This window comes from Citrobacter sp. RHB20-C16 (assembly GCF_013890155.1).
Taxonomy (GTDB): Bacteria; Pseudomonadota; Gammaproteobacteria; order Enterobacterales; family Enterobacteriaceae; genus Citrobacter_A; species Citrobacter_A amalonaticus.
Window position 1 is genome coordinate 3,491,668 of record NZ_CP057630.1, and the last position, 24,493, is coordinate 3,516,160.

Below are 24,493 nucleotides of genomic sequence, written 5' to 3' on the forward strand. Positions count from 1 at the left end.
AATTGCGCCGAATTTTACTTTTACCGTAAGAAAACGTGGGGAACCAGGCAGTGACCGATAAAACCTCTCTTAGCTACAAAGATGCCGGTGTTGATATTGACGCGGGTAATGCTCTGGTGGATCGAATCAAAGGCGTAGTGAAGAAAACTCGCCGCCCGGAAGTGATGGGTGGTTTGGGTGGCTTCGGTGCGCTGTGCGCATTGCCGCAAAAATATCGTGAACCAGTGCTGGTTTCCGGTACTGATGGCGTCGGGACAAAACTGCGTCTGGCGATGGATCTGAAGCGTCACGATACCATCGGCATTGATCTCGTGGCGATGTGCGTCAACGACCTGGTCGTTCAGGGTGCTGAGCCGCTGTTTTTCCTCGACTACTACGCCACTGGCAAACTGGATGTGGATACCGCAGCCAGCGTGATTAACGGTATCGCCGAAGGCTGCCTGCAATCCGGCTGCGCGCTGGTCGGCGGGGAAACCGCTGAAATGCCGGGGATGTATCACGGTGAAGATTATGACGTCGCGGGTTTCTGCGTCGGCGTGGTCGAAAAATCAGACATCATTGACGGTTCCAAAGTGGCCGATGGCGATGTGTTGATTGCACTGGGTTCCAGCGGTCCGCACTCCAACGGTTACTCACTGGTACGTAAAATTGTTGAAGTCAGCGGCTGCGATCCAGAAACGACGGTTCTGGAAGGCAAACCGTTGGCCGACCACCTGCTGGCGCCGACCCGCATCTACGTGAAATCGATTCTGGAATTGATTGAAAAGGTTGATGTGCACGCTATCGCGCACCTGACCGGCGGCGGCTTCTGGGAAAACATTCCGCGCGTACTGCCGGACAACACGCAGGCGGTGATCGATGAATCCTCCTGGCAGTGGCCAGCTGTTTTTAACTGGCTGCAAAGCGCCGGTAACGTCAGCCAGCATGAAATGTATCGTACCTTTAACTGCGGCGTCGGCATGGTCATTGCTCTTCCGGCGGCAGAAGTAGACAACGCCCTTACCCTGCTGAAGGCAAAAGGTGAAAAAGCCTGGAAGCTCGGCGTCATCAAGGCTTCCGATTCCGCGCAGCGCGTGGTTATTGAATAATGAATATTGTGGTGCTTATTTCCGGTAACGGAAGCAATTTGCAGGCGATTATTGATGCCTGCAAAGAGAAGAAAATCAATGGCACCCTGCGGGCAGTATTCAGCAACAAGGCCGACGCGTTCGGCCTTGAGCGTGCCAGAAAAGCGGCAATCCCGGCCCATACGCTAACGGCGGATCAGTTTTCCAGCCGTGAAGCATTTGACCGCGAGCTGATCCTTGAGATCGACGCGTATGCGCCTGACGTTGTGGTGCTGGCCGGTTTTATGCGCATTCTGAGCCCGGCGTTCGTCGCGCACTATAACGGTCGACTGCTGAATATTCACCCTTCCCTGTTGCCCAAATATCCCGGTTTGCACACCCACCGTCAGGCGCTGGAAAACGGCGATGAGGAACACGGCACCTCGGTCCACTTTGTCACTGACGAGCTCGACGGCGGACCGGTCATTTTGCAGTCCAAAGTTCCGGTTTTTGAGGGCGATGACGAAGATGAAATCACCGCCCGCGTTCAGGTTCAGGAACACGCCATTTACCCGCTGGTCGTCAGTTGGTTTGTGGACGGACGGCTGAAAATGCGCGATAACGCCGCCTGGCTGGACGGTGTTCGCCTGCCGCCACAGGGCTACGCTGCCGACGAGTAAAAACGGTGCCGGATAACGGATGTCATCCCTTATCCGGCCAGCGCTTCTCTTCAGACCTCCAGTCCCCCTTCCCCTTTGCGATCAGACGGTTTATTGTCATATTTTTCTGGCACAGTTGGACATCTGAGCGCAATGCTCGCCATAATAATCAGGCAGTGTCCCGTGAATAAAACGGAGTATAAGTATTAATGGGTCAGGAAAAGCTTTATATCGAGAAAGAGCTCAGCTGGTTAGCGTTCAACGAACGTGTGCTTCAGGAAGCCGCGGATAAATCAAACCCGCTAATTGAACGGATGCGTTTCTTAGGCATCTATTCCAATAACCTGGATGAATTCTACAAAGTTCGCTTCGCAGAGCTCAAACGTCGCATCATCATCAGCGAAGAACAGGGTTCAAATTCACATTCTCGCCACCTGTTAGGCAAAATCCAGTCCCGCGTACTGAAAGCCGACCAGGAATTCGATGGCCTGTATAACGAACTGCTGCTGGAGATGGCGCGTAATCAGATCTTCCTGATCAACGAGCGTCAACTGTCAGTCAATCAGCAAAGCTGGCTGCGCCACTATTTTAAGCAGTATCTGCGCCAGCACATCACCCCAATTTTAATTAACCGCGAAACGGATCTGGTACAGTTCCTGAAGGATGACTACACCTATCTGGCAGTCGAAATTATTCGCGGCGACACCATTCGCTATGCGCTGCTGGAAATTCCGTCAGACAAGGTTCCACGCTTTGTGAATCTGCCGCCGGAAGCCCCGCGTCGCCGTAAGCCAATGATCCTGCTGGATAACATTCTGCGCTACTGTCTGGACGACATCTTTAAGGGCTTCTTTGATTATGACGCACTGAATGCCTATTCCATGAAGATGACCCGTGACGCCGAGTACGATCTGGTGCACGAGATGGAATCCAGCCTGATGGAGCTGATGTCCTCCAGCCTGAAACAGCGTCTGACCGCCGAGCCGGTGCGTTTTGTTTATCAGCGCGACATGCCTAATGCACTGGTCGAAGTGCTGCGCGAGAAGCTGACGATTTCACGCTATGACTCTATCGTTCCCGGCGGGCGTTATCACAACTTCAAAGATTTCATTAACTTCCCTAATGTCGGCAAAGCCAATCTGGTGAATAAGCCGCTGCCGCGCTTACGCCATATCTGGTTTGATAAAGAGAAGTTCCGTAACGGATTTGACGCCATTCGTGAACGCGATGTGTTGCTTTACTATCCGTATCACACCTTTGAGCACGTTCTGGAACTGCTGCGCCAGGCCTCGTTTGACCCGAGCGTGCTGGCAATCAAAATCAACATCTACCGCGTGGCAAAAGACTCGCGGATCATCGACTCAATGATCCACGCCGCCCATAACGGTAAAAAAGTGACCGTTGTGGTGGAGTTACAGGCACGATTTGATGAAGAGGCCAACATTCACTGGGCGAAACGCCTGACGGAAGCGGGCGTGCATGTCATCTTCTCCGCGCCCGGCTTAAAAATTCACGCCAAGCTGTTCCTGATTTCGCGCAAAGAAGGCGAAGAGGTGGTGCGTTACGCCCATATCGGCACCGGTAACTTCAACGAAAAAACCGCGCGTCTGTATACCGACTATTCGCTGTTGACCGCCGACGCGCGGATCACTAACGAAGTCCGTCGGGTGTTCAATTTTATCGAGAACCCGTATCGCCCGGTGACGTTTGATTATCTGCTGGTCTCGCCGCAAAACTCGCGCCGCCTGCTGTATGAGATGATCGATCGTGAAATCGCCAACGCTCAACAGGGACTCCCCTCCGGCATCACACTGAAACTGAATAACCTGGTGGACAAAGGGCTGGTCGATCGGCTGTATGCCGCCTCCAGCTCAGGTGTACCGGTCAATCTGTTGATTCGTGGTATGTGCTCGCTTATTCCGAATCTGGAAGGTATCAGCGATAATATCCGCGTCATCAGTATTGTGGACCGTTATCTTGAGCATGACCGGGTGTATATCTTCGAAAACGGCGGCGATAAGCAGGTCTATCTCTCTTCCGCCGACTGGATGACGCGTAACATCGACTACCGCATTGAGGTGGCGACGCCGCTGCTTGATCCGCGCCTGAAGCAGCGGGTGCTGGATATTATTGACATCCTGTTCAGCGATACGGTAAAAGCCCGCTACATCGATAAAGAACTGAGTAATCGCTACGTGCCGCGTGGAAACCGCCGCAAAGTGCAGTCGCAACTGGCTATTTACGACTATATCAAATCACTCGAGCAATCTGACTAACGCTATGCCAATACATGATAAGACCCCACGACCGCAGGAGTTTGCGGCGGTCGACCTCGGTTCAAACAGTTTTCACATGGTGATTGCCCGTGTGGTGGATGGCGCCATGCAGATTATCGGTCGCCTGAAACAGCGCGTGCATCTGGCGGATGGTCTCGGCGAAGACAACATGCTGAGCGAAGAGGCAATGGAGCGCGGGCTAAGCTGCCTGTCACTGTTTGCTGAACGTCTTCAGGGGTTCGCCCCCTCCAGCGTGTGTATTGTCGGTACCCATACGCTTCGTCAGGCGCAAAACGCCACCGATTTTCTCAAACGAGCGGAAAAGGTTATCCCCTATCCGATCGAGATCATTTCCGGTAATGAAGAAGCGCGTCTGATCTTTATGGGCGTAGAACATACGCAACCGGAAAAAGGCCGCAAGCTGGTCATCGACATTGGCGGCGGCTCGACGGAGCTGGTCATTGGCGAAAACTTCGAACCGAAGCTGGTTGAAAGCCGTCGTATGGGTTGCGTCAGTTTTGCCCAGATCTATTTCCCCGGCGGCGTCATCAGCAAGGAAAACTTCCAGCGTGCCAGAATGGCGGCGGCGCAGAAGCTTGAAACCCTGACCTGGCAATTCCGTATTCAGGGCTGGAACGTTGCGCTGGGGGCCTCTGGCACCATCAAAGCCGCGCACGAAGTACTCTTAGAAATGGGCGAGAAAGACGGGTTCATCACCCCAGAACGTCTGGACCGACTGGTAACCGAACTGCTGCAACACCGCAGTTTCGAGTCGCTAAGCCTGCCGGGGTTATCTGAAGAGCGAAAAGCGGTCTTTGTTCCAGGTCTGGCGATTTTATGCGGTGTCTTTGATGCGCTGGCGATCCGCGAGTTACGCCTTTCCGATGGTGCGCTGCGCGAAGGCGTGCTGTACGAAATGGAAGGTCGCTTCCGCCATCAGGATGTCCGCAGTCGCACCGCCAGCAGCCTGGCGAATCAGTACAATATCGACAGCGAACAGGCGCGACGCGTGCTGGAAACCACGATGCAGATGTATGACCAATGGCAAACGCAGCAGCCGAAGCTGGCGCATCCGCAGCTTGAAGCGTTGCTGAAATGGGCAGCGATGTTGCATGAGGTTGGACTGAACATTAATCACAGCGGCCTGCACCGTCACTCGGCGTATATCCTGCAAAACAGCGATTTGCCTGGTTTTAATCAGGAGCAGCAAACCATGATGGCCACGCTGGTTCGCTACCATCGTAAGGCGGTGAAGCTGGACGATCTCCCCCGTTTTACGCTGTTTAAGAAGAAGCAGTTCCTGCCGCTCATTCAGCTATTGCGTCTTGGCGTACTGCTGAACAACCAGCGCCAGGCCACGACCACACCGCCTACGCTGACGCTCATCACCGATGACAACCACTGGACCCTGCGTTTCCCTCACGACTGGTTCAGCCAGAACGCGCTGGTTTTGCTCGATCTGGAAAAAGAACAGCAATACTGGGAAGCGGTGACCGGCTGGCGTCTGAAAATTGAAGAAGAACGCTCACCGGAAATCGCCGCGTGAAGCACACTCAGGTGCCAGTCACTGGCACCTGCTCTTTCAGCGTGTCGCTTAACGGCTGCGGCACCCCGATTAAATATCCCTGCATATAGTCAATCCCCAGAGAGATCGCGGCATGGCGAATCTCCTCGCTTTCGACAAATTCAGCGACCACCTGCATTTTCTTCATACGCGCCAGATGACAGATTGAGGCCACAATCTGATAGTCGAGGCTATTCGAAACGATATTGCGGATGAAACTACCGTCAATCTTCAGAATATTGGCGTTAACGTTTTTCAGCCTTGCATAACTGGCGTAACCCGTACCGAAGTCATCAATAGCGATTTGGCAGCCCAGTTGTTGCAGGTTTTGCAGCGTTGCCTCCGCCTGTCCGGCATTCATCAGCGCCTGACTTTCTGTCACTTCAAATATCAATTGCCAGGCTTCGATCTGGTATTTGCTCAGTAGTTTGCTGATATCCTGCGCAAACCTGGCCCGACAGACCGAGGACGCCGACAGGTTAAGCGCAAAGCGACGGGCAGGCATCTGCGCACGATTCTCCGCCATAAAGCGTAACGTGTGTTCGATAACCCAGAGATCAATTCTCGAGGAGAGACCAAACTCATGCGCGACGGGCAGGAAGGCATCAGGGTTGATCATGCCACCGTCATCATCCAGCAATCGCAGTAAAATCTCATGATAAACATCGCCGCGAAGCCCTTCGATTGGCTGCGCCATCAGACAAAAACGGTCATGCTCCAGCGCATGCTGTAACCGGTTCATCATTGCGACTTTGTCTCGCAGATTACGCTGCATGTTCATCGCACCACTACGCTCTAAATTTTCCGGCGTGTTGGTCATGATGGACAGCTCAGCCGTCGTGCTCAACTCCCCCAGCAACAGGTAAATGTGATTTACCGGGGAACGCACATAGCAATAGCTCATCCCCACCTGTGGCTGGAACGTCATGCCATCCCAGACAAACCGGAACATCTTGATATGCTCATCCAGATCGTCAATGCGTTGCTGATGTGACTCTGTATTTAAGCGTAGCAGCAGGTCAGGCCCGGACATTTGGTAAACATGCTCATCAGGACCCAACTTTTCGGCAATCCAGTGGGAGAGCTGTTGCTTGTACTGGATACGCAGCATTATTCCGTAATTTTTCACGAGAAACTCGAGTTCAGGAACGCGCAGAAAGCACAACGCAGACCAGGGCGTATTTCTCAGCGCGCGGTTGAGCGCACGAAGATTGGGAAGATGGACAACCGGATCAAGAAACGCAAGCCGTCGGGCACGACTGCTCACAATCCGCTGACGCGTCGCCAGCACCGCCATGTAATTCACAATAAAAGAAAAAACCAGGAAACTGGAAGAGGTAATCGCCAGTTGTACATCGTAACCTGAATAATAGGGCGTATAGCTTCTGTAATTATGGATCGCAATAATTAAAACTGGCGCCCATAGCAGTGATATGAATCGATAGCCATAACGCATCGCTCCCCATAACATAACCGGGAGTAATAATGACATAGTATAGTTCGTGCTGAATATGGAACTATTTTCATTCAGTGGCATACAAAGCAAAGACATTAAAGCGGACAATACCAGCAACCAAATAATGATCTCTTTTTGCGAGGCCTTGGCATCAAACTGTAACTTTAATTGCGAATAATAGCCGCGTAAATGTAGCGGGTTACGAATAACGCGAATAATAAAGTAGAAGAGCGGTACACCAATCAAATTGCCCACCAGAATACCCTGGTAGTTTATTAATGCGTTGATGTTAAATGGTGTTCCCCCCATTAAGCTCAACTTGCTTTCATACAACCCCACAAAGGCTGCGAACTGGAAAAGCACCAGAAATAGCGTTGCGGGGCAAAAAACTTGCCAAAAAATGCGGGGGAAGACCAGCTGCGCGTCACCATGCGAGATGTTGTTACGTCGGGGCGTAAAAACACGGTAACCGCCCCAACTGAGCACGACAGCAATAAGAAAATGCGCAATAACAGGCAATGTTTCCGCCAGACCTACCTGCGGATATTTGCGAATAAAAACCGCCAGAACAATACCGGGTAATGCCGCCCAACCGAAAAAAATCATCAGGCTCATCATGAGTGATAACGGTAAGTAGAAAAGGATGACATCCCCGGTGGCCACATGCGCATAGGTATTCGTATGGCTCACGAGCGGTAAAAACAGGGAAGGCAAAATCAGAGGCAGTCCCCACCACTTATCTCTGATTGCAATATAAGTTTTATTCAGTCGCATAGACGCTCAGCGGAACCCCTGGATCCTTAAGGGGTGAATCAGACAGGCATCCCACCTGACGTCAAAATTAAGATGAAAAACTCACCATACATGTCGCACAGATTTTAGTTATCAACGGGAAGTTATTTTTGACGTATATCAAATAATTCCGTCCCCATTAATCAATTATTACCTTTATTTCACGGTGTTATCATTCTCATATTATTAATGTAAATAATATCATTATTCTTCATAACAACGAGATATGGTTCAACTGACGCAATTTTACATAATCAAGAATTGACCCGCCTGACACAGTGTGCCTTAATGTATCTATCGCCCGTATGGGCATCCCTTAAGGAACCTTTTGTGAGTCAGGCAACCAGTATGCGAAAACGACATCGATTTAACAGTCGCATGACCCGTATCGTATTGCTTATCAGCTTTATCTTCTTTTTTGGACGTTTTGTCTACTCTTCTATCGGCGCCTGGCATCATCATCAGGACAAAAAAGACGCGCAACAGTCTACTCTGTCTGTCGAAACGCCTGCTCAACGTTAATCCTGTTATTTCAGACAGACGCCATTTGGTCTTTTATACGCCCAAATAAAACAAAAACCCCCTGTCTAAACAGAGGGTTTTGTCGATTATCCGTCAGTGACGTGTGGGGATATTATTCCCACTCGATCGTAGCTGGCGGCTTACCGCTGATGTCATACACGACGCGGGAAATGCCGTTCACTTCGTTGATGATGCGGTTAGACACACGGCCCAGGAAGTCATACGGCAGGTGTGCCCAATGCGCGGTCATGAAGTCGATGGTTTCAACCGCACGCAGAGAAACCACCCAGTCGTATTTACGGCCATCGCCCATCACGCCAACAGAGCGAACCGGCAGGAACACGGTGAACGCCTGACTCACTTTGTTGTACAGGTCGGCTTTGTGCAGTTCTTCAATGAAGATAGCGTCCGCACGACGCAGCAGGTCGCAATATTCTTTCTTCACTTCACCCAGCACGCGCACGCCCAGACCTGGTCCCGGGAACGGGTGACGGTAGAGCATATCGTACGGCAGGCCCAGTTCCAGACCAATTTTACGCACTTCGTCTTTGAACAGCTCTTTCAGCGGCTCAACCAGACCCATCTTCATCTCTTTAGGCAGACCACCTACGTTATGGTGAGATTTGATGACATGCGCTTTACCGGTCGCAGAAGCGGCAGATTCGATAACGTCAGGATAGATGGTGCCCTGCGCCAGCCATTTCACATCTTCCAGCTTCAGCGCTTCTTCGTCGAAGACTTCAACAAAAACGCGGCCAATGATCTTACGTTTCGCTTCCGGATCGTTCTCGCCTTTCAGCGCGGTCAGGAAACGATCTTCAGCCGGAACATGAACAATGTTCAGACCAAAGTGATCACCGAACATATCCATCACCTGCCCGGCTTCATTCAGACGCAGCAGACCATTATCGACGAAGACACAGGTCAGGTTTTTACCAATCGCACGGTGCAGCAGCATCGCCGTGACGGAAGAGTCCACGCCACCGGAAAGGCCGAGGATCACTTTGTCATCGCCAACCTGCTGGCGGATACGCTCAACGGCGTCGTCGATGATTTTTGCCGGCGTCCACAGCGCTTCACACTGGCAGATATCGCGGACAAAACGCTCCAGCATACGCATCCCCTGACGGGTATGGGTCACTTCCGGGTGGAACTGAACGCCGTAGAAGCGTTTTTCTTCGTTCGCCATAATGGCAAACGGGCAGCTTTCGGTGCTGGCAACGGTGACGAAGTCGGACGGGATTGCCGTCACTTTATCGCCGTGGCTCATCCACACATCCAACAGCGGTTTGCCGTCAGCGGTCAGGGAGTCTTCGATACCGCGAACCAGCGCGCTATCGGTTACAACTTCAACCTGCGCATAGCCGAATTCACGCTCAGTCGACCCTTCAACATGACCGCCCAACTGCATCGCCATCGTCTGCATGCCGTAGCACACGCCGAAGACCGGAACGCCGGCTTCGAAAACGTATTGCGGTGCACGTGGGCTGTTTGCTTCCGTGGTGCTTTCCGGGCCACCGGAAAGAATGATGCCGCTAGGATTAAACTCGCGAATCTGTGCTTCAGTTACATCCCACGCCCACAGTTCACAGTAAACGCCCAGTTCACGTACGCGACGTGCAACCAGTTGTGTGTACTGCGATCCGAAATCAAGGATGAGAATGCGATGCTTGTGAATATTGTCTGTCATTGACGCTAATTCCGAGGCAAGTGAAACAATAACAAAACGCCCGGTTAAAACCGGGCGCGGAAACTTATCAGGAGCCCATACGGTAATTCGGGGACTCTTTGGTGATGGTCACGTCGTGAACGTGGCTTTCCTGAATACCCGCACCACTGATACGTACGAATTCCGCTTTAGTACGCAATTCGTCGATAGTACCACAGCCGGTCAGCCCCATACAGGAGCGCAGGCCGCCCATCTGCTGGTGAATAATCTCTTTCAGGCGGCCTTTATAGGCAACGCGGCCTTCGATACCTTCCGGCACCAGTTTGTCTGCGGCGTTATCGCTCTGGAAGTAACGGTCAGAAGAACCTTTGGACATTGCGCCCAGAGAGCCCATACCGCGGTAGGATTTGTAGGAACGGCCCTGGTAAAGTTCGATTTCACCCGGGGATTCTTCCGTGCCCGCCAGCATGGAACCCACCATCACCGCGCTTGCACCAGCCGCGATAGCTTTGGCGATATCGCCAGAGAAACGGATACCGCCGTCAGCGATAACGGGAATCCCCATCCCTTCCAGCGCTTCAACAGCATCAGACACTGCGGTGATCTGCGGAACACCCACGCCAGTCACGATACGAGTGGTACAGATGGAGCCAGGGCCAATACCCACTTTCACCGCGCTCACGCCCGCTTCCGCCAGGGCACGAGCCCCCGCGCCGGTCGCCACGTTACCGCCAATGATTTGCAGATCCGGGTATTTCGCACGGGTTTCACGAATGCGCTGTAAAACACCTTCAGAATGGCCGTGAGAAGAATCAATCAGCAGCACGTCAACACCTGCCGCGACCAGCGCATCAACACGCTCTTCGTTGCCAGCGCCTGCGCCAACCGCAGCGCCAACGCGCAGACGGCCATGCTCATCTTTACAGGAGTTCGGCTTACGTTCAGCTTTCTGGAAATCTTTTACGGTGATCATGCCGAGCAGATGGAAACTGTCATCAACAACCAGCGCTTTCTCAACGCGTTTCTCGTGCATTTTTGCCAGCACGACGTCACGCGCTTCGCCTTCGCGAACGGTGACCAGACGCTCTTTCGGCGTCATGTAAACGCTGACCGGTTGGCTCAAATCGGTGACAAAACGCACGTCACGACCGGTGATGATCCCAACCAGCTCATTGTCTTCGGTCACGACAGGATAACCTGCAAAGCCATTGCGTTCAGTCAGTTCTTTCACTTCACGCAGGGTAGTCGTCGGCAGAACGGTTTGCGGGTCAGTTACTACGCCAGATTCATGTTTTTTCACGCGGCGGACTTCTTCTGCCTGACGCTCAATCGACATGTTTTTGTGGATAAAACCAATGCCACCTTCCTGTGCCAGTGCAATCGCGAGGCGCGCTTCAGTCACGGTATCCATCGCTGCGGAGAGCATAGGAATGTTCAGACGAATCGTTTTCGTCAACTGCGTGCTGAGGTCAGCAGTATTCGGCAGAACGGTGGAATGAGCGGGAACGAGGAGGACGTCGTCAAACGTCAAAGCTTCTTTAGCAATACGTAGCATGGGCAATATCTCTAACCTGGGGGTGGATAAATATTGCCGTGGCATTATACAGAGCGTAATCGGTTGCATCCACACTTTTTTGCAAATAATGCTTGCGCTCCTGCTCAGGCGGGTTACTATCGATTGAATAACCTGCTGATTTAGAATTTGATCCCGCTCACATGTTATCCTCTCAGACCTCCGCAATTTTTACTGTTAGCCGCCTTAATCAGACGGTTCGTCTGCTGTTAGAACAGGAAATGGGACAGGTCTGGATCAGCGGCGAGATTTCCAATTTCTCACAGCCGTCATCGGGGCACTGGTACTTCACGCTAAAAGATGACACGGCACAGGTTCGCTGTGCCATGTTCCGCAACAGCAATCGTCGGGTGACCTTTCGCCCCCAGCACGGCCAGCAGGTTTTGGTTCGCGCCAATATCACCCTGTACGAGCCGCGCGGCGATTATCAGATTATCGTCGAAAGCATGCAGCCTGCCGGTGAAGGTCTGCTCCAGCAAAAATATGAACAGTTAAAAGCTAAACTGCAGGCTGAAGGGCTTTTTGATCAGCAGCATAAGCAGTCACTTCCCTCTCCCGCCCACTGCGTGGGGGTGATTACCTCGAAAACCGGGGCCGCACTGCACGATATTCTCCATGTTCTGAAACGTCGCGATCCCTCTTTACCGGTTATCATCTATCCGACCGCCGTCCAGGGTGACGACGCACCGGGACAGATTGTCCGTGCAATCGAACTGGCGAATGCGCGCCAGGAGTGTGATGTCCTGATCGTCGGTCGCGGCGGCGGTTCGCTGGAAGATTTATGGAGTTTTAACGACGAGCGTGTCGCACGGGCTATTTTTGCCAGCGCGATTCCGGTGGTCAGCGCCGTCGGCCATGAAACGGACGTCACTATTGCCGATTTTATTGCCGACCTGCGTGCGCCGACGCCTTCGGCCGCCGCTGAAATGGTCAGCCGCAATCAGCATGAGTTGCTGCGTCAGATCCTGTCTGCACAGCAGCGTCTCGGCATGGCGATGGATTACTTTCTGGCGAACCGCAGTCGTCGATTCACTCAGATTTATCATCGCCTGCAACAGCAACATCCGCAGTTGCGTCTCGCTCGTCAGCAGACGGCACTGGAGAGGTTGAATCAGCGTATGAACGTGGCCATCGACGGCCAGTTGAAGCGCACCAGCCAGCGGCAATCCCGTCTGCTGCAACGCCTGAACCAGCAAAATCCGCAGCCACGCATTCATCGTGCGCAAACCCGCATTCAGCAACTGGAATATCGTCTGGCGGAGAATGTGCGTTCCCGTCTGAGCGCCACGCGGGAACGCTTTGGCAACGCAGTTACCCACCTGGAAGCGGTCAGCCCACTCTCGACCCTGGCGCGTGGTTACAGCGTCTCTACGGCCACCGACGGCAAAGTGCTGAAAAAAGTGACACAAGTGAAAGCCGGTGATGTGATGACGACCCGGCTGGAAGACGGCTGGGTAGAAAGTGAAGTCAAAAGCATAACGCCGGTGAAAAAACGCGCGCGAAAAAAAGCCTGACATCAGGCTAGCGTTCGTCTTCAGGTGAAATGAACAGCAATGCCCCCGACAGCCCAGAAAAAACAACCAGTGCCCCCGCCGCGCCAATCGCGCCATAAAGCTGACCAAATGCCACTGAGCCAACAATTTGCCCAACGGCCAGCATCAGGAAAGCCAGACTGACGCCCGCCGCTGGTGAAGGCTCCGCCAGCGCGGCGCCCCGCACCAACAGCACACCGGATAAAATGACATATCCCGCCCCGTTTAACGCCGCCACCGGAAACAGCCACCAGGCGAAACCGTGGCTTAGCGCCAGGGACACTAGCGAAACCGCCATAAACAGCAGCGAGCAACAGTAAACCCCGCGCATACCGATACGCTTTGCCGCACTTCCGGTAAATACAGCGGCAATTCCTGCACCACCGCTGACCAGCCACAGCATATGGGTGATGGCACTGTCCAGCCCGGTATGGCGCTGCAGCAATTCGGGGCCAAAACTCCACCATGCCGCGCTGGCGACACCGCTAACAAAGGCTATCACCAGCAGGCGAAACATCCCCGATTTCGCAAGGACAACGCGCCAGCGCGGCGGCGCTCGGAGTTGTTCCGCGTGTTCCCCAGGCAACGTACGCAGAGCGGCAAACAGACAGAGTAGCGCCATGACTGCAAAGACGATGCATGCCATGCGCCAGTTACCCGACATAACCCGTAACACCAGAACCGACAGGATGATCCCCCCACTCGTTCCGGCGTTGATAAGGGTATTTACCTGGGTTTGCCGTTCCGCAGAGATTCGCTTACTCACCGCTGCGGCAAGGGACGGTGAGGCCAGCCCGGAGCTGAGCCCGGCGATAAAAAGACCTGTCGCCAGAATAAGGGGGGAATACGCCAACGCCAGGATAACTAATCCAATTGCTGCGGAGATCCCCGCCAGAACGGCCGGGAGTCGTGGACCAAAGCGATCCGTCAGAAAGGAGGCCAAAAAAACGGATAAACAGTAGGCAACATAGCTGCAGGCCGCAATTATCCCGGCAACTTCTGGCGTGAAGGGAATCGCCTGACGGATATCAGGCAGCATGATTCCCCATGAAAATCTCGCCATTCCGTAAGTCACAGCAATCAGTGAGAAACCCGTCATCCCCAGCGCGACATGTTTATTCATTGTTCCCCTCACCTTATGCGTCGTTAAAAACGTAAACCCTGATAGTCAGTTGCGCCACTTTCAGCAGCGCTGATTTGTCCGACTTTCCTGCAGGTTTGCTTCTATGATTTACACTTAACATGCTTACTTTTTCGGCATTGCCAGACTCAGGAGAGCCTTATGTCCCATGCTTACAGTGTGATCCCGCCCTATATCCTGCGACGCATTATTGAAAGCGGTTCGGCGATGCAGCAACAGTGCGCACGCCAGACGCTGACTCATGTACAAACCCTGATGGCGCACATGCCCGGAAAACCAGCGGCGCCGCATGTGAATCAACCCGGTCAACTTGAACGTGATATCTACGATGCGAAAAACAGGCAGGAATTACCCGGCACGCAGGTGCGCTATGAAGGCCATCCCTCAAACGGGGATGTTGCAGTGGACGAAGCCTATGATTACCTCGGTGTCACGCATGACTTTTTCTGGAAAAACTGGCGCCGCGACTCGCTGGATAACAAAGGCTTAATTCTCACCGGGACCGTGCATTACGGGCATGAATACCAGAATGCGTTCTGGAACGGTCAGCAGATGGTCTTTGGCGACGGCGATGGTGAGATATTTAATCGATTTACGATTGCCATTGATGTCGTGGCTCATGAACTGGCACACGGGATCACCGAATCAGAAGCAGGGTTGATTTACTTTGAACAGGCCGGGGCGCTCAACGAATCGGTTTCCGATGTATTTGGTGCGTTGGTTAAACAGTATCATCTCAAACAAACCGCCGATCAGGCTGACTGGCTTATCGGGCAAGGATTGCTGGCGGACAGCATTAATGGCAAGGGATTGCGCTCCATGTCAGCACCGGGCACAGCCTATGACGACCCGTTGCTTGGGAAAGACCCACAACCTGCGCATATGCGGGACTTTATTAAGACACGCGAAGACAATGGCGGTGTTCATCTTAACTCTGGCATCCCGAACCGGGCGTTTTATCTGGCAGCCACCGCGCTCGGCGGCTACGCATGGGAAAAAGCAGGTTATGCCTGGTATGATACGGTCTGCGATCGACAACTGGCACAGGATGCAGACTTCATTGATTTTGCCCGCTTAACCGTTTATCACGGCGACAAGCGCAGCGGCGCGGAAACGGCGAAGGCGATAGAAGCGGCCTGGAAAGCCACAGGAGTGATGTGAATGGAGATCCCAGAATTAACCGATGACGCCGTGGTAGAACTGGCCCGGGAAGGTGGCGTCGCGTTTATGCCCAAACTGGCACGGCAGCGCAAAATTGCGCTGTCGACCTTATCGACTGTTCAGCGTCAGCGCGTGGCCGACATTCTCCGGCAGAGCCTGACCGTCGGTATGCCTCCGGGACAGACGGGATCGCCGGGTCGCGGCGACCAGCGCTACTTTCGTATACAGATCATCTGGACACAGCATAATCAGGCAGGCGTTACCGACATCATCGTACTGGTACCGGAAAACGATGCGCCAGCCTCACTGGTCGATCTTTGGCAAAAGGGCGAAGCCTGTATCTGCGATTAATCCTGCGACAGCACAAACTCAACGCGTTTTTTCGAAATCAGCCCGTGACCGTTGTGACAGAAATAATCGACTGCGCCGCAGGCTTTCAAGACCTGGAGCGGCTGATGACAGTCCGGGCAACGCGCTTCTACGCTAAAGTCTGTCTGACAGGTTTCACAATGTGCGTTATCGCCATGACGATCGAGCGGATGCTGACAAACGGGACAAATGAGTTCCACACTTTCTCCTCATATTCCTGTTGATGGCGCCCTCCCCGCCGGGAGAGGGCGTAATGAATTATTTGCTTTTTTTGATGTGCTTAATCAGACGTTTACGCTTGCGCATCTGAGTCGGGGTCAGCGTATTGCGCTTGTTGGCATACGGGTTCTCGCCCTCTTTAAACTGAATACGGATCGGCGTCCCCATCACTTCCAGCGATTTACGGAAGTAGTTCATCAGGTAGCGCTTATAGGAATCCGGCAGGTCTTTGACCTGGTTACCGTGAATCACCACAATCGGCGGGTTATAGCCCCCCGCATGAGCATATTTCAGTTTCACGCGACGACCACGGACCAGCGGTGGCTGATGATCTTCAACCGCCATCGTCATGATTCGGGTCAGCATCGCCGTGCTAACGCGACGGGTGGAGCTGTCATAGGCTTCGCGGACGGATTCAAACAGGTTGCCGACACCGCTGCCATGCAACGCAGAGATAAAATGCACACGCGCGAAATCGATAAAGCCCAGACGGAAGTCCAGCGTCTCTTTCACTTGCTCTTTCACTTCCTGAGTCAGGCCATCCCACTTGTTCACTACGATAACAAGTGAGCGCCCACTATTGAGGATAAAGCCCAGCAGCGACAAATCCTGGTCAGAGATACCTTCGCGGGCATCAATCACCAGCAACACCACGTTAGCGTCCTCTATCGCCTGCAACGTCTTGATAACGGAGAATTTTTCTACCGCATCGGTGATTTTCCCGCGTTTACGTACCCCGGCGGTATCGATCAGCACGTATTCGCGCTCATCACGTTCCATCGGGATATAAATACTGTCACGCGTGGTGCCCGGCATGTCATAAACGACCACGCGGTCTTCACCCAGGATACGGTTAGTCAGTGTGGACTTACCGACGTTCGGACGACCGACAATAGCCAGCTTAATCGGCAGATCCTGCGGATTGAAGTCATCTTCAGGCTCTTCTTCACCGTTCTCGTCAGCTTCAAACTGTGCCCAGTATTCGGCGTCTTCGTCCACCTCTTCCTGCGGCGCGGCATCGTCCATCCACGGCAGCAGAACGTGTTCCAGCAGACTGAGCACGCCACGGCCATGAGACGCGGCGATCGGATGGATTTCACCCAGGCCCAGCGAGTAGAAATCAACGATAGCCTGATCCGGATCAAGTCCGTCCGTTTTGTTGGCGACCAGGAACGTCGGTTTTTCACGAGAGCGTAAATGCTGGGCGATCGCTTCATCGGCAGGCATCAGGCCAGCGCGCGCATCCACCATGAACAGCACCACATCCGCCTCTTCAATTGCCAGTAGCGACTGTTCCGCCATACGGGTTTCTACGCCATCTTCGGTGCCATCAATCCCGCCGGTATCAATGCAGATAAACTCACGGCCTTCAATCTCCGCACGACCGTACTTACGGTCACGAGTCAGACCCGGGAAATCCGCCACCAGCGCATCTCGGGTGCGAGTTAGACGGTTAAATAACGTGGATTTTCCGACGTTAGGGCGCCCGACAAGCGCGACCACAGGTACCATGTTTAAAGCCTCATTTTAAAAATCATCAGACAACAGACGCGATTTTTGCGCCGTTGTTAAAAACAGGAAAACGGCCCCTGCACCAGGAGCCGTTTTTTAAAGCGTACGACCAGGACGATTAACGTGTAATAGAATACACGGTACCGTCTTTGGCCTGGATCAGCAGCTTGCCATCGGCTGAGACCGGTTCAGTCAGGAAGCCGGAGCTGTCTACTTTCTGCTGAGCCACAAAACGGCCATCTTCGACGTTAAGCCAGTGCAGATACCCTTCGCTGTCACCCACCACCAGGTTGCCATTATACAACGCCGGGGAAGTCAGCAGACGGTGCAGCAGATCGCTTTGCGTCCACAGCGTAACGCCGCCATCGGTTGTCAACGCCAGTACGCGGTCATTCTGATCCACCAGATAGATACGGTTGCCGTCGACGATAAAGTCATTCACCGAGCCCAGTTCACGTTTCCACATGATCTGGCCACTGCGCAGATCCAGCGCGGTCAGGTTACCATTATAAGCCAGGGCGTAAACGACGCCATTGACGATGACCGGAGTGGTGTCCACATCGCTCAGACGGTCAATCTCTGTAGAACCGGTCGCCTGAGAAATACGCTGCTGCCAAATCATCTGGCCTTGCTGCATCAGTACGGCGCTCACGCGGCCGTTATCGCCACCGACAATGGCCGCACCAAAGGCGGTTGCCGGCGCAGATTCGCCACGCAGTGACAGCGAAGGCATATCCAGGTTCACGGTCCACTTAATGGCGCCATCGGCTTCGTTCAGTGCCTGCAACTGACCGTTGCTGGTATGAATCAGCACCATGCCGTCACTGACTACCGGACGGGAAAGCGCTTCGCCAGCCACTTTGGTTTGCCATGCAACCGTACCGTCCGCTGCGCTCAGCGCATAAACCTGCGCTTTTTCGCTACCAATATAGACGTGACCGCCAGCAACCGTTACGCCGCCAGACAACTGCGCTGACGAACGCGAGAACCAGCCATCTTTCTCACCCAGGTTCACCGACCAGACTTCTTTGCCGTCATCAGCATTTAACGCTTTCACCACGCCAGCGCGATCGGCTGCGTAGACCACGTTATCGGCATACGCCGGGTGGAGGTTGGAATAGAAATCGCCGATACCATTGCCTACAGACGTGCTCCAGGCCGTAGACGGGGTAAACTGATTTTCAACCACCGGTAATGGGGACATTTTAACAACGTCTTCTTCGCCACTAAACAGTGAACAGCCGCTCAACAGGGTAACGGAAAGCAGCCCTGGCAGAAGTAATTTACGCAATTGCATCGGGTCCCTCTCAGATGGACAAATTATTGATTTTCATCTGCATCATTTCGCTCAGTGCCGGGGAGGCGTTACTTTTCACGCCCGCTTCCCACGCACTACGCGCACCTTGTTTATCACCTTTGCTCAGCAGCGCTTCGCCGCGCAGATCGGCAACAATCGCCGCCCATCCTTCACCCTTCACACTCTCCAGGGTTTTCAGCGCCGTATCCGCCTGCTTGAGTTGAATCTGAACGCGAGCAAGACGCAGCGTGATCACTGCGTTAAGATTCTCATCACTCGTGGCGGCCAGTCCCTGCTGAAGCTGGGCTGCGGCCTTCTCAAGTTGATTCTGATCGACAAACTGCTGCGCCAGTTCCATCGACGCTAACGCGCCGTAGGTGTTCTTATTGTCGGCAGCAAATTTCTCTGCGGCTGACAGGTCTTCCGCTTTACCCGCGCTGAGCGAACTCACCACGGTTTGATATGACAGAGAAGCAGAGCGTGCGGACTCAATCTGATGATTGTTCCAGTAGCGCCAGCCTACCAGCGCACCAACACCTAAAATAACCCCAACAGCCAGGGCTTTGCCGTTCTCGGCAAAGAAGCGTTTAATCGCCTCAACCTGATCGTTTTCGTTCTCGTAAATTTCCACGCAGTCCTTCTCCTTAAGCCATTAACGTGCGCAAATGCGTTGCAACGCTATCCTGTGCAACTTCAGTTTGCTCACCGGAGCGCAAATCCTTCACTACAACAGTACCGGCAGCCACTTCGGACTCGCCAAGCACCAGTGCAACGCGGGCACCCCATTTATCAGCTCGGGCAAACTGTTTCTTAAAGTTGCCGCCGCCGTGGTTTGTCATTAGCTTCACGCCCGGGATTTCATCACGCACGCGCTCAGCCAGTGTCATTGCCGCAGACTGCGTATCCGCACCTGAAGCGACCAGGTATATATCGACAACAGAATCGGCTTTAAATTCCGGATTAACTGCCTGAACCAGTAAAACAAGGCGTTCCAGGCCCATTGCAAAGCCCACTCCCGGCGTCGCGCGACCGCCGAGTTGCTCAACCAGTCCGTCATAACGACCGCCCGCACAGACGGTACCCTGCGAGCCCAGGCTGCTGGTGACCCACTCAAACACGGTGCGGTTGTAGTAGTCGAGACCACGAACCAGACGCTGGTTGACAGTGTAGGCAATCCCTGCGGCTTCCAGCAGTTTGCACAGGCCAGCAAAGTGTTCGCGGGAATCGTCATCCAGATAGTCGCCAAGCTGAGGAGCATCGTTGAGCAGCGCCTGTACGTCCGGATTTTTTGAATCCAGCACGCGCAGCGGGTTGGAGTACATGCGACGTTTGCAGTCTTCGTCCAGTTTCTCAACATGCTGCTCCAGGAATGCCACCAGCGCATCGCGGTAGTTTGCACGCGCGTCCAGCGATCCGATGGAGTTCAGCTCAAGATTGACATGTTCAGCGATACCCAGCGCACGCCACCAGCGCGCGGTAAGCATAATCAGTTCGGCATCAATATCCGGCCCTTGCAGACCAAAGGCTTCGACACCCAACTGATGAAACTGACGATAGCGCCCTTTCTGCGGACGCTCGTGGCGGAACATCGGCCCGATGTACCACAGGCGCTGTTCCTGATTGTACAGGAGACCATGCTCGATGCCGGCGCGTACACAGCCCGCCGTGCCTTCCGGACGCAGCGTCAGGCTATCGCCATTGCGGTCCTCAAAGGTGTACATCTCTTTTTCAACCACGTCGGTCACTTCGCCGATCGCGCGTTTGAATAACGGGGTCTGCTCTACAATCGGCAAGCGGATTTCACTGTAACCGTAGCTGCCGAGCACGTTTTTGAGTGTGCCTTCAATGCGCTGCCAGATGGCGGTCTCGCCAGGCAGATAATCGTTCATGCCGCGAATGGCTTGAATGTTTTTTGCCACGTTTATTCTCTTTCTGAATATAAAAATGAACCCTCAGCGCTTCCCCGAGCGATACGGGAGCCATGCGGGTTCAATCATACACGGGAAGCACGCCGCTTCCCATCACGTTATTATTTTTCAACCTGCTGCACGTTAATCCGCTGCGCTTCGTCGAGCATCGTCGCTTTGGCGCGGATACGGGCTTCAAGCTGGTCAATCATATCGCTGTTATCCAGACGATCTTTTCGCACGCCGTCTTCATAGAGGCCGCTTTTTTTGTTACCGCCCGTCACGCCCAGCGTCGAAACCAGTGCTTCACCCGGTCCGTTAACGACACAGCCAATGATGGAAACGTCCATCGGCGTAATGATGTCTTCCAGACGCTGCTCCAGGGCGTTGACCGTACCGATCACGTCAAACTCCTGACGCGAGCAGGTCGGACAGGCGATGAAGTTTATCCCGCGAGCACGAATGCGCAGAGACTTCAGGATATCGAAGCCAACCTTAATCTCTTCCACCGGATCGGCAGCCAGCGAAACGCGCAGCGTATCGCCAATCCCTTCGGACAGCAGCAGACCAAGACCGATTGCCGATTTCACCGCACCACTGCGCGCACCACCGGCTTCGGTGATCCCTAAATGCAGTGGTTGATCGATTTGCTTCGCCAGCAGGCGATAGGATTCAACGGCGAGGAAAACATCAGACGCTTTTACGCTGACCTTGAACTGATCAAAGTTCAGACGATCGAGATGATCCACATGGCGCATTGCCGATTCCAGCAAGGCCTGCGGCGTGGGTTCGCCGTACTTTTCCTGTAGATCTTTTTCCAGCGATCCGGCGTTAACACCGATACGAATCGGGATATTCTTGTCGCGCGCGCAATCCACCACCATGCGGATACGCTCTTCATTGCCGATGTTGCCTGGATTAATCCGCAGGCAGTCAACGCCGTATTCCGCCACTTTGAGCGCAATACGGTAGTCGAAGTGAATGTCGGCGACCAGCGGAACAGAAACCTGTTGCTTGATCAGTTTGAAGGCTTCTGCGGCATCCATCGTGGGTACGGAGACACGAACAATGTCAGCGCCAACGCGTTCCAGCGCTTTGATCTGATTAACCGTCGCTTCCACGTCCGTGGTCCGCGTGTTGGTCATCGACTGGACGGCGATGGGAGCCCCATCGCCAATCGGCACATTCCCAACGTAAATTCGCGTTGATTTTCTACGTTGAATTGGAGCCTGGTTATGCATGAAAAATCTCCCGCGTTACCCGTCTATTACTGCGCCGGTGATTGTTCGGCATTTAGGGTCAGACGCGCAACCTGGTTAGTTCTGATAAAACGGCTCAGATCGACAGGTTTTCCTTGATACTGGATCTGCACCGCAGCCGGCGCGCCAATTTTAAGCTTGTAAGGTGCCTGACCGGTCAGGTTTAAATTACCATCTTTACGCTGCATTCCGCTGAACAGCTTTTTACCTGTCGCATCGCTGACTTCCAGCCAGCAATCGGCGGTAAAGTTCATCACCAGCGCGTTTGGATCCGCAGCGGCTTCCACACCCGCCTGATTGGTCGGCAACGGTGCCGCGCCATCCGGCGTTGCCGGTGTCGCAGGAGAGGTTGTAGCGGTATCAACGTTGGCCTGAGAAGGCGCGACTACGGCGTTCTGCTGCGGGTCAACCGCAGGTGCCGTCGTCGGCGCAGGCGTTTGCACCGTCTCCGCCGGACCGGTTGCCGCTGGTGTGTTGTCCTGAGTTGCCGTCGCGCTGGTGTCCAGCGGCACGCTTTGTGTGTTTTCGCTGTTGGCGTTCAGCTCAGCAGAGGATTGATCGGCCATCTTGGAGATCTCTTCCTGTTGCGCTTTGTGGTTTTGCCACCACCATGCGCCCGTCAGGCCGACCACCACAAACAGCACCAGCCAGGTAAACGTCATCAACCAGCCATCACGCTTTCTACGACGCTTGCCTAATGAGAAGCTCTGCATCGGTGCCACTTTCGCCGCACGAACCGGAGCCTGTTTCTCCAGAGCCGGTAACAGTTCTTCTTCAGGAATATGGACCAGGCGTGCATAAGAGCGAATGTATCCGCGCAGGAACGTTGAAGCCAGGTCGGCAGGCGCCTTATCGTCTTCAATGTCGCGTACGGTGGATACCTTCAGGCAAAGTCGCTCAGCGACAGCCTGCTGGCTGAGTCCGAGTTGTTCACGGGCATTACGTAGGCGAACGCCGGTGGATTGTGCTTCATGTTGGTCGTGAGTGGCTTCAGTATTCATTCGCTACAGCTGCTGGTGAAAATTAGGGTTCAGGCGCCGGTGAGTCACAATGCCCACCCACACCGCGAAAATCGGTTCAGTCAACCTGAGTCAAACAGTATAAACCTCTCTGCTGACTCTTAACAAAAACAGCTTAAGCCTGAGGGCTAAACTATTGTCGCGCCGTACATACTGCCTTAAAGTCGACAAAAACGCACCGTTATTATTGACCGGACAAGTACAACCCTGGCCCTCATGCAAATTACATTGCGCCACAGCACAAAAATCCGGCTGTAGCGCAATGTGCATCAGACGGTTTTAACGTCGATAGCCTCACCCTGCATACGCTTACGTAGAGTACGTTTAGTCCGGTCAATCACATCCCCCGCCAGTTGTCCGCAGGCAGCGTCAATATCATCACCGCGCGTTTTACGCACAATGGTGGTAAAGCCGTAGCTCATCAGCACCTTAGAGAAACGGTCAATACGGCTATTAGAACTACGTCCATAAGGTGCCCCCGGGAACGGGTTCCATGGGATCAGGTTGATTTTACAAGGCGTGTCTTTCAGCAACTCTGCCAGTTGATGCGCATGCTCTGTGCCATCGTTAACGTGATCCAGCATGACGTATTCAATAGTGACGCGTCCCTGGTTGGCATTGGATTTCTCCAGATAGCGGCGAACCGCGCCCAGGAAGGTTTCGATATTGTACTTTTTGTTGATTGGTACAATTTCGTCACGAATGTCGTCATTCGGCGCGTGCAGCGAAATCGCCAGCGCGACGTCAATCATGTCACCTAATTTGTCGAGCGCAGGCACGACGCCGGAAGTCGACAGCGTGACGCGACGCTTGGACAGACCGAAGCCGAAATCATCAAGCATGATTTCCATGGCTGGCACAACGTTAGTCAGGTTGAGCAGCGGTTCCCCCATCCCCATCATCACCACGTTGGTGATTGGACGCTGACCGGTGATTTTCGCCGCGCCGACAATTTTCGCCGCACGCCAGACCTGACCAATAATTTCAGAAACGCGCAGGTTACGGTTAAAACCCTGCTGTGCGGTTGAACAGAATTTACATTCCAGCGCACAACCCACCTGCGAAGAGACGCACAGCGTGGCGCGATCATCTTCCGGGATATACACCGTTTCGACGCGCTGATCGCCCACGGCAATTGCCCATTTGATGGTGCCATCGGAGGAGCGCTGTTCTTCAACCACTTCCGGTGCGCGGATTTCCGCCACCTCTTTGAGCTTGTTGCGCAGCACTTTGTTGATGTCAGTCATCTCATCAAAGTTGTCGCTGCAATAGTGGTACATCCATTTCATCACCTGGTCAGCGCGAAACGGCTTCTCACCCATCTCTTTAAAGAATTCGCGCATCTGCTGACGGTTCAGATCCAGCAGGTTGATTTTGCCATTTTTCGCAGGAACCGCAGGGGTGATGATTTCGGAAGTGTTAACTAATTCAGACATAATTTTTTCCGGCCTCGTTGTTACACGTTATGGCCCATGGGAGGTTGAAAAGAAACGCCCCGGTAAGCTGTGCTCATCCGGGGC

The 24,493-nt window shown here is 53.6% G+C and carries 20 protein-coding genes; 8 read left to right on the forward strand and 12 right to left on the reverse strand.

The annotated features are described in order from the left end of the window. Positions 1-50 precede the first annotated feature (50 nt). The 4 genes from purM (at position 51) to ppx (ending at position 5,527) form a co-directional block, all read left to right on the forward strand. Positions 51-1,088: a phosphoribosylformylglycinamidine cyclo-ligase gene (gene purM / locus HVX64_RS16785; RefSeq protein ID WP_044256983.1), complete on the forward strand. Its 1,038-nt coding sequence runs from the start codon at positions 51-53 to the stop codon at positions 1,086-1,088. Then, the gene (gene purN / locus HVX64_RS16790; RefSeq protein ID WP_044328044.1) at positions 1,085-1,726 is read left to right on the forward strand and encodes a phosphoribosylglycinamide formyltransferase; all 642 of its coding nucleotides are present in this window, start codon (positions 1,085-1,087) and stop codon (positions 1,724-1,726) included. The genes purM and purN overlap by 4 nt, the downstream gene beginning before the upstream one ends. Positions 1,727-1,914: 188 nt before the next feature. Continuing rightward, positions 1,915-3,981: a polyphosphate kinase 1 gene (ppk1, locus tag HVX64_RS16795; RefSeq protein WP_042999847.1), complete on the forward strand. Its 2,067-nt coding sequence runs from the start codon at positions 1,915-1,917 to the stop codon at positions 3,979-3,981. 4 nt (positions 3,982-3,985) lie between these two features. Next, on the forward strand, positions 3,986-5,527 hold the full coding sequence (ppx, locus tag HVX64_RS16800; RefSeq protein ID WP_042999846.1) for an exopolyphosphatase: 1,542 nt from the start codon (positions 3,986-3,988) through the stop codon (positions 5,525-5,527). A gap of 7 nt (positions 5,528-5,534) precedes the next feature. On the opposite strand, the gene HVX64_RS16805 is transcribed toward ppx, so the two are convergent. After that, positions 5,535-7,775 carry a sensor domain-containing phosphodiesterase gene (locus tag HVX64_RS16805; protein WP_042999845.1) on the reverse strand — a complete coding sequence of 747 codons (2,241 nt, stop codon included), beginning with the start codon at positions 7,773-7,775 and terminating at the stop codon, positions 5,535-5,537. Between the two features lie 348 nt (positions 7,776-8,123). On the opposite strand from HVX64_RS16805, the gene HVX64_RS16810 reads away from it, so the two are divergent. Further along, complete coding sequence (locus HVX64_RS16810; RefSeq protein WP_042999844.1) at positions 8,124-8,315, forward strand: YfgG family protein; 192 nt, start codon at positions 8,124-8,126, stop codon at positions 8,313-8,315. A 112-nt stretch (positions 8,316-8,427) separates the two neighbouring features. Here HVX64_RS16810 and guaA read toward each other — a convergent pair whose 3' ends face one another. Then, positions 8,428-10,005, reverse strand: a complete 1,578-nt coding sequence (guaA, locus tag HVX64_RS16815) for a glutamine-hydrolyzing GMP synthase (protein ID WP_042999843.1) — start codon at positions 10,003-10,005, stop codon at positions 8,428-8,430. 67 nt (positions 10,006-10,072) lie between these two features. Next, the gene (gene guaB, locus HVX64_RS16820) at positions 10,073-11,539 is read right to left on the reverse strand and encodes an IMP dehydrogenase (RefSeq protein WP_042999842.1); all 1,467 of its coding nucleotides are present in this window, start codon (positions 11,537-11,539) and stop codon (positions 10,073-10,075) included. 161 nt (positions 11,540-11,700) lie between these two features. On the opposite strand from guaB, the gene xseA reads away from it, so the two are divergent. After that, positions 11,701-13,071: an exodeoxyribonuclease VII large subunit gene (xseA, locus tag HVX64_RS16825; RefSeq protein ID WP_044253063.1), complete on the forward strand. Its 1,371-nt coding sequence runs from the start codon at positions 11,701-11,703 to the stop codon at positions 13,069-13,071. A 7-nt stretch (positions 13,072-13,078) separates the two neighbouring features. Here xseA and HVX64_RS16830 read toward each other — a convergent pair whose 3' ends face one another. Continuing rightward, positions 13,079-14,212, reverse strand: coding sequence for an MFS transporter (locus HVX64_RS16830; protein WP_044253066.1), 1,134 nt, complete (start codon positions 14,210-14,212; stop codon positions 13,079-13,081). Positions 14,213-14,371: 159 nt separating this feature from the next. Here HVX64_RS16830 and HVX64_RS16835 point away from each other — a divergent pair, with 159 nt between their 5' ends. Both HVX64_RS16835 and HVX64_RS16840 read left to right on the forward strand, forming a co-directional pair. Beyond that, complete coding sequence (locus tag HVX64_RS16835) at positions 14,372-15,391, forward strand: M4 family metallopeptidase (protein ID WP_044253068.1); 1,020 nt, start codon at positions 14,372-14,374, stop codon at positions 15,389-15,391. Beyond that, complete coding sequence (locus tag HVX64_RS16840; protein ID WP_042999838.1) at positions 15,392-15,742, forward strand: protealysin inhibitor emfourin; 351 nt, start codon at positions 15,392-15,394, stop codon at positions 15,740-15,742. It begins immediately after the preceding gene. Here HVX64_RS16840 and HVX64_RS16845 read toward each other — a convergent pair. From HVX64_RS16845 to HVX64_RS16880, 8 genes are all read right to left on the reverse strand, one after another. After that, the gene (locus tag HVX64_RS16845; protein WP_042999837.1) at positions 15,739-15,960 is read right to left on the reverse strand and encodes a zinc ribbon domain-containing protein; all 222 of its coding nucleotides are present in this window, start codon (positions 15,958-15,960) and stop codon (positions 15,739-15,741) included. The genes HVX64_RS16840 and HVX64_RS16845 overlap by 4 nt on opposite strands. A 58-nt stretch (positions 15,961-16,018) precedes the next feature. After that, positions 16,019-17,491, reverse strand: a complete 1,473-nt coding sequence (gene der / locus HVX64_RS16850; protein ID WP_042999836.1) for a ribosome biogenesis GTPase Der — start codon at positions 17,489-17,491, stop codon at positions 16,019-16,021. 118 nt (positions 17,492-17,609) lie between these two features. Then, the gene (gene bamB, locus HVX64_RS16855; protein ID WP_044253070.1) at positions 17,610-18,788 is read right to left on the reverse strand and encodes an outer membrane protein assembly factor BamB; all 1,179 of its coding nucleotides are present in this window, start codon (positions 18,786-18,788) and stop codon (positions 17,610-17,612) included. 10 nt (positions 18,789-18,798) lie between these two features. Beyond that, the gene (locus HVX64_RS16860) at positions 18,799-19,419 is read right to left on the reverse strand and encodes a YfgM family protein (protein ID WP_042999834.1); all 621 of its coding nucleotides are present in this window, start codon (positions 19,417-19,419) and stop codon (positions 18,799-18,801) included. Positions 19,420-19,432: 13 nt separating this feature from the next. Further along, on the reverse strand, positions 19,433-20,707 hold the full coding sequence (hisS, locus tag HVX64_RS16865; protein WP_042999833.1) for a histidine--tRNA ligase: 1,275 nt from the start codon (positions 20,705-20,707) through the stop codon (positions 19,433-19,435). 110 nt (positions 20,708-20,817) lie between these two features. Continuing rightward, the gene (gene ispG, locus HVX64_RS16870) at positions 20,818-21,936 is read right to left on the reverse strand and encodes a flavodoxin-dependent (E)-4-hydroxy-3-methylbut-2-enyl-diphosphate synthase (RefSeq protein WP_042999832.1); all 1,119 of its coding nucleotides are present in this window, start codon (positions 21,934-21,936) and stop codon (positions 20,818-20,820) included. Positions 21,937-21,962: 26 nt separating this feature from the next. After that, positions 21,963-22,955 (reverse strand): cytoskeleton protein RodZ, encoded by a 993-nt coding sequence (gene rodZ / locus HVX64_RS16875; RefSeq protein ID WP_044253072.1) that lies wholly within the window; start codon positions 22,953-22,955, stop codon positions 21,963-21,965. Between the two features lie 287 nt (positions 22,956-23,242). Further along, complete coding sequence (locus HVX64_RS16880; protein ID WP_042999830.1) at positions 23,243-24,409, reverse strand: bifunctional tRNA (adenosine(37)-C2)-methyltransferase TrmG/ribosomal RNA large subunit methyltransferase RlmN; 1,167 nt, start codon at positions 24,407-24,409, stop codon at positions 23,243-23,245. Positions 24,410-24,493: the final 84 nt, after the last annotated feature.

Coding starts and splice junctions, on each gene's coding strand:
- ispG (WP_042999832.1), bottom strand. CDS start 21,936: ATGCATAACCAGGCTCCAATTCAACGTAGAAAATCAACGCGAATTTAC.
- der (WP_042999836.1), bottom strand. CDS start 17,491: ATGGTACCTGTGGTCGCGCTTGTCGGGCGCCCTAACGTCGGAAAATCC.
- HVX64_RS16880 (WP_042999830.1), bottom strand. CDS start 24,409: ATGTCTGAATTAGTTAACACTTCCGAAATCATCACCCCTGCGGTTCCT.
- HVX64_RS16835 (WP_044253068.1), top strand. CDS start 14,372: ATGTCCCATGCTTACAGTGTGATCCCGCCCTATATCCTGCGACGCATT.
- rodZ (WP_044253072.1), bottom strand. CDS start 22,955: ATGAATACTGAAGCCACTCACGACCAACATGAAGCACAATCCACCGGC.
- bamB (WP_044253070.1), bottom strand. CDS start 18,788: ATGCAATTGCGTAAATTACTTCTGCCAGGGCTGCTTTCCGTTACCCTG.
- ppk1 (WP_042999847.1), top strand. CDS start 1,915: ATGGGTCAGGAAAAGCTTTATATCGAGAAAGAGCTCAGCTGGTTAGCG.
- HVX64_RS16830 (WP_044253066.1), bottom strand. CDS start 14,212: ATGAATAAACATGTCGCGCTGGGGATGACGGGTTTCTCACTGATTGCT.
- HVX64_RS16805 (WP_042999845.1), bottom strand. CDS start 7,775: ATGCGACTGAATAAAACTTATATTGCAATCAGAGATAAGTGGTGGGGA.
- guaA (WP_042999843.1), bottom strand. CDS start 10,005: ATGACAGACAATATTCACAAGCATCGCATTCTCATCCTTGATTTCGGA.
- guaB (WP_042999842.1), bottom strand. CDS start 11,539: ATGCTACGTATTGCTAAAGAAGCTTTGACGTTTGACGACGTCCTCCTC.
- ppx (WP_042999846.1), top strand. CDS start 3,986: ATGCCAATACATGATAAGACCCCACGACCGCAGGAGTTTGCGGCGGTC.
- HVX64_RS16840 (WP_042999838.1), top strand. CDS start 15,392: ATGGAGATCCCAGAATTAACCGATGACGCCGTGGTAGAACTGGCCCGG.
- xseA (WP_044253063.1), top strand. CDS start 11,701: ATGTTATCCTCTCAGACCTCCGCAATTTTTACTGTTAGCCGCCTTAAT.